Annotated in this window: 14 protein-coding genes and 2 pseudogenes; 8 read left to right on the forward strand and 8 right to left on the reverse strand. The window is 60.3% G+C overall.

Annotation, left to right across the window (positions count from 1 at the left end; all coding sequences use genetic code 11):
* The first annotated feature begins 129 nt into the window (after nt 1–129).
* The 4 genes and pseudogenes from PYR71_RS26520 to PYR71_RS26535 all read left to right on the forward strand — a co-directional run bounded on the left by PYR71_RS26520 (nt 130) and on the right by PYR71_RS26535 (nt 2,541).
* Nucleotides 130–948 carry a class I SAM-dependent DNA methyltransferase gene (locus tag PYR71_RS26520; protein WP_275621502.1) on the forward strand — a complete coding sequence of 273 codons (819 nt, stop codon included), beginning with the start codon at nt 130–132 and terminating at the stop codon, nt 946–948.
* A gap of 100 nt (nt 949–1,048) precedes the next feature.
* On the forward strand, nt 1,049–1,735 hold the full coding sequence (locus PYR71_RS26525; RefSeq protein WP_275621503.1) for a glutathione S-transferase family protein: 687 nt from the start codon (nt 1,049–1,051) through the stop codon (nt 1,733–1,735).
* Nucleotides 1,732–2,073, forward strand: a complete 342-nt coding sequence (locus tag PYR71_RS26530; protein ID WP_275621504.1) for an ArsR/SmtB family transcription factor — start codon at nt 1,732–1,734, stop codon at nt 2,071–2,073. Before PYR71_RS26525 ends, PYR71_RS26530 begins: the two co-directional genes overlap by 4 nt.
* Nucleotides 2,070–2,541 (forward strand): annotated as a pseudogene (locus tag PYR71_RS26535) (SRPBCC family protein). The gene PYR71_RS26530 and the pseudogene PYR71_RS26535 overlap by 4 nt, the downstream one beginning before the upstream one ends.
* An 18-nt stretch (nt 2,542–2,559) precedes the next feature.
* Here the strand turns inward: PYR71_RS26535 and PYR71_RS26540 are convergent.
* From PYR71_RS26540 to PYR71_RS26565, 6 genes are all read right to left on the reverse strand, one after another.
* Nucleotides 2,560–3,000 carry a DUF1801 domain-containing protein gene (locus PYR71_RS26540; RefSeq protein ID WP_275621505.1) on the reverse strand — a complete coding sequence of 147 codons (441 nt, stop codon included), beginning with the start codon at nt 2,998–3,000 and terminating at the stop codon, nt 2,560–2,562.
* A gap of 45 nt (nt 3,001–3,045) precedes the next feature.
* Nucleotides 3,046–3,513, reverse strand: coding sequence for a DUF1801 domain-containing protein (locus PYR71_RS26545; protein WP_275621506.1), 468 nt, complete (start codon nt 3,511–3,513; stop codon nt 3,046–3,048).
* 5 nt (nt 3,514–3,518) lie between these two features.
* On the reverse strand, nt 3,519–3,731 hold the full coding sequence (locus PYR71_RS26550; protein ID WP_275621507.1) for a hypothetical protein: 213 nt from the start codon (nt 3,729–3,731) through the stop codon (nt 3,519–3,521).
* A gap of 59 nt (nt 3,732–3,790) precedes the next feature.
* Nucleotides 3,791–4,201, reverse strand: coding sequence for an SRPBCC family protein (locus PYR71_RS26555; RefSeq protein ID WP_183913351.1), 411 nt, complete (start codon nt 4,199–4,201; stop codon nt 3,791–3,793).
* On the reverse strand, nt 4,198–4,521 hold the full coding sequence (locus tag PYR71_RS26560; RefSeq protein WP_010034312.1) for an ArsR/SmtB family transcription factor: 324 nt from the start codon (nt 4,519–4,521) through the stop codon (nt 4,198–4,200). Before PYR71_RS26560 ends, PYR71_RS26555 begins: the two co-directional genes overlap by 4 nt.
* Nucleotides 4,522–4,695: 174 nt before the next feature.
* Nucleotides 4,696–5,151 (reverse strand): hypothetical protein, encoded by a 456-nt coding sequence (locus PYR71_RS26565; protein WP_275621508.1) that lies wholly within the window; start codon nt 5,149–5,151, stop codon nt 4,696–4,698.
* Nucleotides 5,152–5,309: 158 nt separating this feature from the next.
* Between PYR71_RS26565 and PYR71_RS26570 the strand changes: the two genes are divergently transcribed.
* The 4 genes from PYR71_RS26570 (at nt 5,310) to PYR71_RS26585 (ending at nt 8,252) form a co-directional block, all read left to right on the forward strand.
* A complete protein-coding gene (locus PYR71_RS26570; protein WP_275621509.1) occupies nt 5,310–6,179 on the forward strand; it encodes an NAD(P)-dependent oxidoreductase in 870 nt (289 codons plus the stop codon).
* Nucleotides 6,176–6,859 carry a DNA alkylation repair protein gene (locus PYR71_RS26575; protein ID WP_275621518.1) on the forward strand — a complete coding sequence of 228 codons (684 nt, stop codon included), beginning with the start codon at nt 6,176–6,178 and terminating at the stop codon, nt 6,857–6,859. The genes PYR71_RS26570 and PYR71_RS26575 overlap by 4 nt, the downstream gene beginning before the upstream one ends.
* Nucleotides 6,860–7,025: 166 nt before the next feature.
* On the forward strand, nt 7,026–7,310 hold the full coding sequence (locus PYR71_RS26580) for a hypothetical protein (protein WP_275621510.1): 285 nt from the start codon (nt 7,026–7,028) through the stop codon (nt 7,308–7,310).
* Nucleotides 7,311–7,814: 504 nt separating this feature from the next.
* Nucleotides 7,815–8,252 (forward strand): CBS domain-containing protein, encoded by a 438-nt coding sequence (locus PYR71_RS26585; protein ID WP_183913342.1) that lies wholly within the window; start codon nt 7,815–7,817, stop codon nt 8,250–8,252.
* A gap of 181 nt (nt 8,253–8,433) precedes the next feature.
* Here PYR71_RS26585 and PYR71_RS26590 read toward each other — a convergent pair whose 3' ends face one another.
* Both PYR71_RS26590 and PYR71_RS26595 read right to left on the reverse strand, forming a co-directional pair.
* The gene (locus PYR71_RS26590; RefSeq protein ID WP_275621519.1) at nt 8,434–8,601 is read right to left on the reverse strand and encodes a hypothetical protein; all 168 of its coding nucleotides are present in this window, start codon (nt 8,599–8,601) and stop codon (nt 8,434–8,436) included.
* Nucleotides 8,602–8,875: 274 nt separating this feature from the next.
* Nucleotides 8,876–9,771, reverse strand: a pseudogene (locus PYR71_RS26595) (LysR substrate-binding domain-containing protein).
* Nucleotides 9,772–10,247: the final 476 nt, after the last annotated feature.

A 10,247-nucleotide genomic window follows, 5' to 3' on the forward strand; every position in this document is an offset into this window, starting at 1 on the left:
TTTCCTCTCTTCGTCTCCCTTTCGGCTGCCTCTCACAGGCGCTCGACCATTCTGCGCCTGCAGCGACGCCATTGCAAAAGATCGAAAGCCGCCTTAGAGCCGTGCCTGAAACAGAAGGATGGTGCCGCTATGGCAAAGAAGATCGACGAAGAAGCCCTTGCCGAGGCCTATAACCGTGCACTGGCGCTGGAAAAGGCCGGTGATGTCGATGCGGCCGTGGCGGCCTATGAGGAAGTACTGACAATCGATCCGGACGACCACGGCGGAGCCGCCGTGCGCATCGCCGCGATGGGCCGCGGTGAAACGCCGGCCAAGGCGCCCGACGCCTATATCGAGACCTTGTTCGACCAGCATGCCGAGGTCTTCGAGGACGTGCTCGTCGAGCAGCTCGGCTATCATGTGCCGATGCTGGTCCGCCAGCGCCTGCAGCAGCTGAAGCTCGGACCATTCAAGCGGTTGCTCGACCTCGGCTGCGGCACGGGTCTGACCGGCGGCGCCCTGCGCGACCTCTGCGAAGACATGACCGGCATCGACATTTCGGAAAAGATGGTCGAGATCGCTCATGAGAAGGATCTCTACGAGACGCTCTTCGTCGCCGAAGTCGAGGATTTCCTCGAGGACAATGACGAGGAAGCCTTCGACATCATCACCGCAACCGATGTGCTGCCCTATCTCGGGGCGCTCGAACCGTTGTTCTTCGGAGCCGCCGAGAATCTGACGGCGGGCGGCCTCTTCATCTTCTCCTCCGAAACCCTGCCCGAAGAAATTCTCGCCGGACGCGCTTACATGGTCGGCCCGCATCAGCGCTTCGCCCATGCCGACGCCTATGTGAGAGAGCGGCTGACGGCCACCGGTTTCGAGCTTGTCGAGATATCGGATATCAATGTGCGGATGGAAGATGGACAGCCGACGCCCGGCCATCTGGTAATCGCCAGACATATCGCCTGACGGAATACTTGCATGCTCGGCGAAGTATCTCTTGCGTGATGTGCGGCTAGCTGTTACTTAGTCGATCGGTAAAGTTTTTCCAAATTGGAAAGGTCGCCCCGTGTCGCTTGTGCTTTATGGGCATCCGCTCGCCTCCTTCTGCCACAAAGTATTGATTGCGCTTTACGAAAACGGCACGCCCTTCGAAAACCGTCTCGTCGATCTATCCGATGAGAACTCGCGTGCCGATCTCTTCCGCTTCTGGCCGATCGGCAAGATGCCGCTGCTGCGCGACGAGGCCCGCGACAGCACCATCCCCGAGACCTCGATCATCATCGAATATCTCGAGCAATATTATCCCGGCCCCGTTCGCCTGCTGCCGCTGGAGATCGACCGGGCGCTGCAGGTCCGCCTCTGGGACCGCTTCTTCGACAACTATGTCCAGGTACCGATGCAGTCGCTGGTCAGCAATCGTCGCCGACCCGAGGGCGAGGCGGATGAGATCGAGATGGCCGCCTCCCGGGCGACGCTCGGCACCTCCTACGCGATGATCGAAAAACAGCTGGCCGGCAAGCAATGGATATCCGGCGACGATTTCACCATGGCCGATTGCGCCGCCGCCCCGGCCCTCTTTTACGCCGAGACGCTGATCCCCTTTTCACCGGAACAGCCCAACCTTAGCGCCTATTACGATCGGCTGCTGACGCGCCCATCCTTTGCAAGAACGCTGGAAGAAGCCCGGCCCTATTTCAAGTTCTACCCTTATAAAGAGAGGCTGCCCGCCTGCTTCCGGGATGCAGCGGGATGATCGACGGCCAGGCGGATCTCGACCGCATGTTCCACGCGCTTTCCGACCGCAGCCGCCGGGGCATGATCGACCGCCTCGGCCGCGGCCCGGCTTCCGTCACCGAGCTCGCGGCGCCGCTCGCCGTCGCCCTGCCGACGGTGATGAAACACCTGCAGGTGTTGGAAGACAGCGGCCTCGTATTTTCCGAAAAATCCGGCCGGGTGCGGACCTACCGCCTGCAGCAGGATGCGTTTGCCGCCGTCGAGCGCTGGGTGGAACAGCGAAAGACCCGCTGGACCACCGCCTTCGACAGGCTGGACCAATTTCTCGCCGATGAGCCGGAGACCCTCCCCGAATGACGACACGATCCACAGAACACGCCACCCTCGTCATCGAACGCCACCTGAAGGCGTCCGTCGCCCGCGTCTTCCGCGCCTGGTCGCAGCCGGATTCCAAGCGCCAGTGGTTCGCCTGCCACGGCGATTGGGTGCCGCTGGAATACGGCCTGGATTTCCGTCCCGGTGGACTGGAGAGAAATTATGTCGCCGATACGGAAGGGCTCCTGCACGCCTATGACGCCCGTTACATCGACATCGTGCCCGATGCGTGGATCATCTACGCTTATGAGATGAAGCTCGGCGAAGCCCGCATCTCGGTCTCACTCGCCACCGTCGCCTTCGAAGCCGAACCCGGCGGCACAAAGATGGTCTTTACCGAACAAGCGTCTTGACGGATATGCCGACAACGGCGCCCGTCTTCAGGGCACCGAAATCGGCCTCGACAATCTCGAACTCTTTCTCGAGCGCGAGACAAGCCCGATCCATTAGCAAGTTTCAGATATTACATCACTTTTTAGAACGAGAGGCCTTGGCTGACATGTTCAACGCGGCGGCGGCGCGAACGAGCGCCTTCAACGCCTCCTCGTCGATCTTGTCGCTCTCGTGGATATCGATGGCGCGCCGGGTGTTGCCTTCGAGGCTGGAGTTGAAGAGTCCCGAAGGATCCTCAAGCGCGGCACCCCTGGCAAAGGTCAGTTTCACCACGCTCTTATAGGTCTCGCCGGTGCAGATGATGCCTCCGCACTCCCAGACCGGAACCCCTCGCCACTTCCATTCCTCGACAACGTCAGGCTCGGCCTCCCTGATCAGCGCCCGGACCCGCGCAAGCGCCTCGCCGCGCCAATCCTTGAGCTCCTCGATCCTCGCATCGATCATTTGGGAGGGCGTGGCTTCTTCGGCCTGCTGCCCGGAACCGCTCTTCTTCATCCTTGCCGTCGCTTTCTTCATGATTGTCTCTCTTCATCGGCCCAGATGTCGATGACATCGATGCGGTCACATCCGCTCTCCGGGCAATCGGCTGGCCTGCTCCACCCAGGCGGTCAACTGGGCTTCATCGATGTCGTCATCCTCGCGGATGTCGAGGTAACGCACGTCTTTCTGCTTGGACGCGCCCGGCGGCGGAGGATCGAGCAGGGCGCCGCGGAAGAAGGCCACCTTGACGTATCTCGTGAAGCAATGGACGCCGAGGAACCAGCCCTGCCCTTCGATGCCATAGAAGGGAGAGTTCCATTTGACTGCCTTGGATACGCCAGGCACCGTGGCGGTGATTATCCCATCGAGGCGACGACCGATCTCGCTTTTCCAGCCCGGCATCGCCGCGATATAGGCTTGCACGGGCGCGTCGCCATGACCTTTGGCGATCTGCGGGTTGCCACCCGACAGCAGCTTCGGCGTCGCGGCCGGTTCGGCGGCCGTCTCGGCTGTCACCTTGGCCGCCGTCTTGGATTTCTTCTCGGCCATCGCATTCACTCCCATCTCCCGCGCCACCTCGCGGCATAGGGCAGCAGGAACAGATAAAGACCGGTCAGCATCAACAGGCAGAGCGGCAACAGCGCCAAGAGGCCTACCCAGACGGTCGATTTCTCCTGCAGCGCGGCGATGATATTGACGATGACAGCCGCCGTAAAGGCGACGGACAGCCAGCGATGAATTAGCCGAAAGCAGGTGTTCCCGTTCAAAGCGACCTCCTATCCCGGGAAAATGAGCTTGGCGACGGACGATCCGCCCTTCGACGATCTCACTCCGACCGCGCCAGAACCTGCTCCAGATTTGCAAAGAACTGCGTCCACCCGCTCCTGGCGCCCCCGTAAGCCTGCCGCTGATCCGGCCGGAAGCCAGACTGCTCCATCCGCAAATGCGTGCCGGTGCCGGTTGGGGTGAGAGTCCAGGTGACCACGCTTTCCAGCCCATAGGCTTCCCAGCTATAGGACAGGGTCTTGTTCGGCTCGACTTCCAGGACCCTGCAGTCGACAGAGCCCCAATCCGCGCTGAAACTGAAACGATGATCGATGGCGGGCTTAAAGTCGCTCTTCATCAGCCACTCCTGAAGCAGGTGCGGCTGAGTGAGCGCCCGCCAGATCTTTTCCGAGGGATAGGGCATTTCCCGCTCGATGACGACGGAGCGCGTTTCTGTCGATGTGTCGGTCATTGATCCATCCTTTTCAGCAAATCTTCGAGAGCGTTAAAGCGGCTTTGCCAGAACCCGGCCATCTCGCTCGTCCAGTCGACCAGCGGCGCCAGCGCGCCAAGCTGCGCACTATAATGCGTCTGCCGTCCCTCGTGGCGGTCGCGCACCAATCCGGCCTGCTTCAGTATCCCAAGATGTTTCGAAACAACCGGCTGCGACACGCCGGCCCGCTCCGTCAGAGCCCCGACTGTCTTCTCCCCTTCGCGGCACAGCCGCTCGAACAGAGCCCGCCGCGTCGGATCGGCAAGCGTCCTAAAAAGCACGTCGTGAGCATCTGGCATTGGCAATTCATATCTCTGGGGCTATGAATTTACGTATAGCTGTCGAGGCATACGTGAGTCAAGCCGCAAGCACGCTGCGAGATTCCGATAGAACCAAGTAGGAAGAGAACCAGAGGCTTGCGGCGCATCGAAACGGAGAGTTTGCATAGCTCTACAGCTATGTATAGAAGCATCTCACATCGATCGCACCGCCGCTGCGACAGGCAGATATTCGGCAGCAGCGAGCGCACCGCCGCACCAGCCCGATAAACTGCCTCGAGAACTCTTCGGACGTTCGGCCTCCAGCCGCTCCCGAATGAAGGCGGGACCACCGGCAAGACGCGCCGCAAGCAGGCTCGCGGGATCGACCAGACGCCAGTAGGGCGTCACCGCCGAAACCGGCTCGCCCGCCGCCAACGCGCCGAAGGACAGTTCGGCGACGGCTCGCAAATGCCGCTGCACTGTCACCGGGCAGCAGGCATCCGCCCCGTATTGGGCGGCGAGGCGGCGGCGGAGGGCGCCGAGATCGGTGTGAACACCTTGCGGTGCTGATCGGATCTGCTCCGCGACCATCTGCTGCGACGGAATGAGCATCGCTTGCATGCCACTGCGGCCCTTGCGCCGCTGCTTGATCGTCGGACTTTCGCTCATGCCGTCCCCCGGAGTATTGTGCCTTCCTGCAATCTAGGGCTGGATCGAACGACGGCCAGCCTCACGTCAATCGACGGGAAGTCGCTTCTGATGGCTTTTCTGCTCCCGCCGTTTCGGTTAATCCTCGGGGCCTCTCACTCAGGAAAAGGATAGGACATATGGCTAAAGTCGCGTTCATCGGTCTCGGCGTCATGGGCTTTCCCATGGCCGGCCACCTGAAGATCAAGGGCGGCCACGATGTTACCGTCTACAATCGCACCGCCGAGAAAGCCGCCGCCTGGGCTGAGAAATTCTCCGGCAAATCCGCCCCTACCCCGGCTGGGGCGGCGGAGGGGGCCGATTTTGTCTTCGTCTGCGTCGGCAACGATGAGGATCTCCGATCGGTGACATCAGACGATAGCGGCGCTCTGCACGGCATGAAGCCTGGATCGGTGCTGATCGACAACACCACCGCCAGCGCCGAGGTCGCTCGCGAACTTTATGCAGCGGCAAAGCAAAAAGGTGTCGACTTTATCGACGCTCCGGTTTCCGGCGGCCAGGCCGGCGCCGAGAACGGTGTCCTGACCGTCATGTGCGGCGGCGACGAAGCCGTTTATGAGCGCGCCAGGCCCGTCATCGAAGCCTATGCCAGGATGGTCGGCCTGATGGGGCCGGCAGGCTCCGGCCAGCTGACCAAGATGGTCAACCAGATCTGCATCGCCGGCCTCGTCCAGGGACTCGCCGAAGGGCTGCATTTCGGCAAGCGAGCTGGCCTCGATATCGAAAAGGTCGTCGAGGTGATCTCCAAAGGTGCGGCAGGCTCCTGGCAGATGGAAAACCGCCACAAGACCATGAACGCCGGCAAATATGATTTCGGTTTTGCAGTCGACTGGATGCGCAAGGATCTGGGCATCGTGCTCGCCGAAGCCCGCCGCAACGGCGCCAAATTGCCGGTCACGGCCATCGTCGATCAGTTCTACGGCGATGTGCAGGCGATGGGCGGCAATCGATGGGACACCTCCTCGCTGCTCGCCCGTCTCGAGAAATGATCGGCCCCTCCTCCGATCCGGCACAACTGATCGCGCATCTCGAAACGCTGCGCTCGGAGGAGAATGTCGCCGGCATGGCGCGATTCGGCATCGTCACCGGTCGCGCTCTCGGCATTTCCAATCCCGATATCAGGGCGGTCGCCAGATTGGCGAAGAGGGATCACACCAGGGCAATGCAGCTCTGGCAAAGCGATATCCGCGAAGCCCGCCTGCTTGCCCTCTGCACAGCTGAGCCGAAACGGCTGACGGCGGAAGAGGCCAGAGGCTGGGCCAATGATTTCAATTCCTGGGAGATCGTCGACTGCGCCGCCGATCTCTTCGTCGAGGCCCGGCTGGACGAACTCATACCGGAATTCGCCGCCGACGCGCGCGAGTTCGTTCGCCGCGCCGCCTTCGCCATGATCGCCAGCGCCGCCGTCCATCGGAAGAACGAGAGCGATATGACTATCCTTGCCTGGCTGCCCCTGATCGAGGCGCATTCCGGCGATTCCCGCAACTTCGTTCGCAAGGCCGTCAATTGGGCCCTGCGCAGCATCGGCAAACGCAATCGCGGCTGCCATGGCCCGGCACTGCGGCTGGCGAAGCTTCTGGCCGAAACTCCGGATAAAACCGCCCGCTGGATCGGCAGGGACGCGGTCAGGGAGCTGAGCGGCGAAAAGCTCGTGGCGCGGCTGAAATAGCGCGATGCCGCATGTTCCGCAAAAGCATGCAGCGGTTTTTGCGACAATCACATGCGCAAAAACAAGGCGCTAAAGTAGCGAATCAACCAAGATTCAAAAATCACGCCCGGCAGCAATTAATCGGTCGGCCACATGGTCGGGTACCAGGGTTGAGCCGGAACCTAAAATGGAACCTGTCGCTGCGCGCGAGGTTGATAAGCAGGAGGATTCAGTTATGGCCAAATGCGACCAGTGCGGCAACGATTATGACAAGGCCATCCAAGTAAATCTGGGAAATGAAACCTACACCTTCGACAGCTTCGAGTGCGCTATTCAGAAACTCGCTCCGGCCTGCCCGCATTGCGGCGTCCGGATCATCGGGCATGGCGTCGAGCAGGGCGACATCATTTATTGTTGTGCGCATTGCGCCGAGCAGGAGGGAGCCGACGCTCTTACCGATCGCGCGCCTTGAGACCGTCTTCGGTCTCTGCCTTATTCCGACGGCCTATGCGGGTGCCCTTTGTCGTTTGGGTTCTGTGCCGGCGTCTCTCTTGTATCTCGTGGCGGATGCTGGCGATCGTCAGACTCCGCGGGGGCCGCCTGGTCGTCGGAACGGTGGACAGGCTGCCGTTTAGGGTCGATCCGTTTGGCGGGGGCAGCAATTTTTCTGGACATCGCCAGTTCCTCTAGCTTTACCGACAAGAACCGATTGGCCCTCCGAAGGTTCCGCGGCCAGAAGCGCTGCTTGGTTCGGAATCGATGTCACTAAACTGCCGATGTCGAGGATGCCGTCATGAGGAGGAGAAAGAAGAGATATACTCCGGCACAATTTTCACGGTTTGCGTCGAGTCAATTTCGACGACGTCACTCCGGCACGCATAAAGACGACCGGTTCTTGGCAGGAACGTTTCCCAACGGCGCGCGTTGATTCTCCTTATCCCGTGCGAGAGGCGCGGGCAGCACCAGGGAGGTTATCATGAAAGTCAGCAATTGCATGACCACAGACGTGCAGATCACCGATCCCGAGCACACTTTGCGAGATGTCGCCTCAATGATGGGACGTCTCGATGCCGGCGTTCTCCCGGTGGGCGAGAATGACCGGCTGGTCGGCATGATCACCGACCGCGACATCGCCATTCGTGGCGTGGCAGAAGGCAAAGGCCCCGACGCAAAGGTCCGCGACGTAATGAGTACCGATGTCAAATACTGCTTCGATGACGAAGATATCGAAGACGTCCTCCACAACATGGGGGATCTTCAAGTGCGGCGCTTGCCCGTGCTGAACCGAAGCAAGCGGCTGGTCGGCATCATCTCGCTTGGCGATCTCGCCATGAAGGGCGAGACGATGGAAACAGGCAAAGCACTGAGCGGCATTTCGCAACGCGGCGGTGCACATTCACAGACGGCCCACTGACGGTCCGCGTCGCGCCACAGAAAGCTGTCCACGAGCCGGCGGTCATCTGCTCATTCAACTCTCGACTCTCGCTCCATTGCTTTGGCGCGAGAGTTCTGCAATCGCGCACATCAGGAGGCTTCATATAGCTCCGTTGTTATGGCTCGAGCCCAGTTGGAAAGAGCTTGGTTTGCTTCTGTTTTTACCGAGAACTTGGCACCTCAGCCGAGGTTGAACTACTATTCGGCTCCGGTTGTTGAATCACCGGCGGTGGCGCGTCGCTACCGCGATCAAATGGCTTGATCGCCAGGATACCGAGTATTGAAGCAATCATTGCTCCGATAATGACGATCATCAGCATTCGCATCATCAGGGACTCCACCGCCCAGGATTCAACATTGGTCGAGGCAGATCGTTCCTCTGATTGTCCGTACCGCATGCTTGTCCGTGCCGCGGTAACCGCCCAGCTTCAGTGCGGGCTGTCCGACTTGAACGATGACAGGCCGCCGCTCCTCGAGCTTTTTCCCGCCTACCTGGTGCCTGGTCGTCTGAGAGCTACCCATACCCGGCTGAAGCCCCAAATTAAATCGACGGCCAGATCTTCGGCAAAGCACACCTATAGGGCCGAGGCTTTCGCCTGGCCGTCAGTGATACCTGGATTTTTCGACCAAAAAATCGATCAGCACTCTTACCGCCGGCGGCATGCCCCTGGCCGTCGTGAAAACGATATAAAATTGGCTTTCTTCCGACTGCCATTCCGGCAGCACCCGCACCAGCCTGCCAGCCTGAAGATCCGCCTCACAGGCACTTTCGAGCAGCAGTCCGAAGCCGAGGCCGGCGCGGGCTGCATCGAGAATGGCGGTCATGCTGCGGCAAGTCAGCCGCGGCTGTTGCCGGATGACCCGTTTGTCATCATTCGGGCCGATGAGTTCCCTGGTATGGAACGACACCCACGAGGTCATCGCCAGCGTCGGCTGATCGGCGAGTTCGTCCACGCAATTCAAACCACCGCTGCGCTCCACGAGCGACGGACTTGCGACGAGGACGCGCCGCGTCCGGTCGAGCTTGCACATCGTCAGGCTTGTCTGCGTCTCCGGCTCGTTGGTCGCCCTCACCTCGAGATCAATCCGTTCGTTGATGAGATCGGGCGCCGGTCGGAGCCAATGATCTGCAACTTGATCTTTGGATAACGTTCGACGAATTCAGGCAGTATCCCGCCCACGGAGATGTCGACAAGACCGAGCGGGCAGGCCATCCGCACCACGCCCTGCGGGTCGGACTGGGCCTCAGTGACGATCGATTTGGCACGATCGGCCTCCTGCAGAATGGTCTGGCATCTTTCGTAAAAAGCCTGGCCGATCTCTGTCACCCGAAAGTGACGGGTCGAACGCTCTATCAACCGTGCGCCGAGCCCGTCCTCAAGGCGGCTGACTCGCCTGCTGAGTTTCGAACGGGGTATCTTCAGATCGCGACTGGCCGACGCAAATCCACCGCTGGAGACGACGGCTGCGAAATAATAATAGTCGTTGAGATCTTCCATAAGAACAAGCTGTCGGAGAGTAGGATGAATGCTGCCCGCTGCAAGCGGTTGTATCCTCTCTCCCCAAAAGCTGTAATCACATTGTCGGCATTGGATTTTCTTTCCGCGACCCGTCGCGGCAAAGCAAACCGATGCCCGTCGGTCAATTTGATTTCCCTTGTGATTTTAAGAGGATAGGAAGCCGCAATGAAGGCTGGCAGCATGCCGACGTGCGATACGCAACATGCCGGTCGGCCTGCCTGGATGGCGATAAAAAAACTGCCATGAAGATGTGAGCAAAACGCTGCAAGGACGGTCCGGCAGGGAAGACCGGACCCGTCCCCGTAGCTGATCGGAGGTCACTCGGATCAGAAACTGATTGAGTGCCCCCGGTCAGAAGACCGGGAGCATCATTACGTCGATTAGAACGAACGCTGCAGGCGGAAGTAGCCAGACGTCGAGTCGTCGCCGTTGTCCGGATCGAGGTACTGAACCGA

The sequence above is a fragment of the Rhizobium mulingense genome (genome assembly GCF_029194105.1).
Lineage (GTDB): Bacteria > Pseudomonadota > Alphaproteobacteria > Rhizobiales > Rhizobiaceae > Rhizobium > Rhizobium mulingense.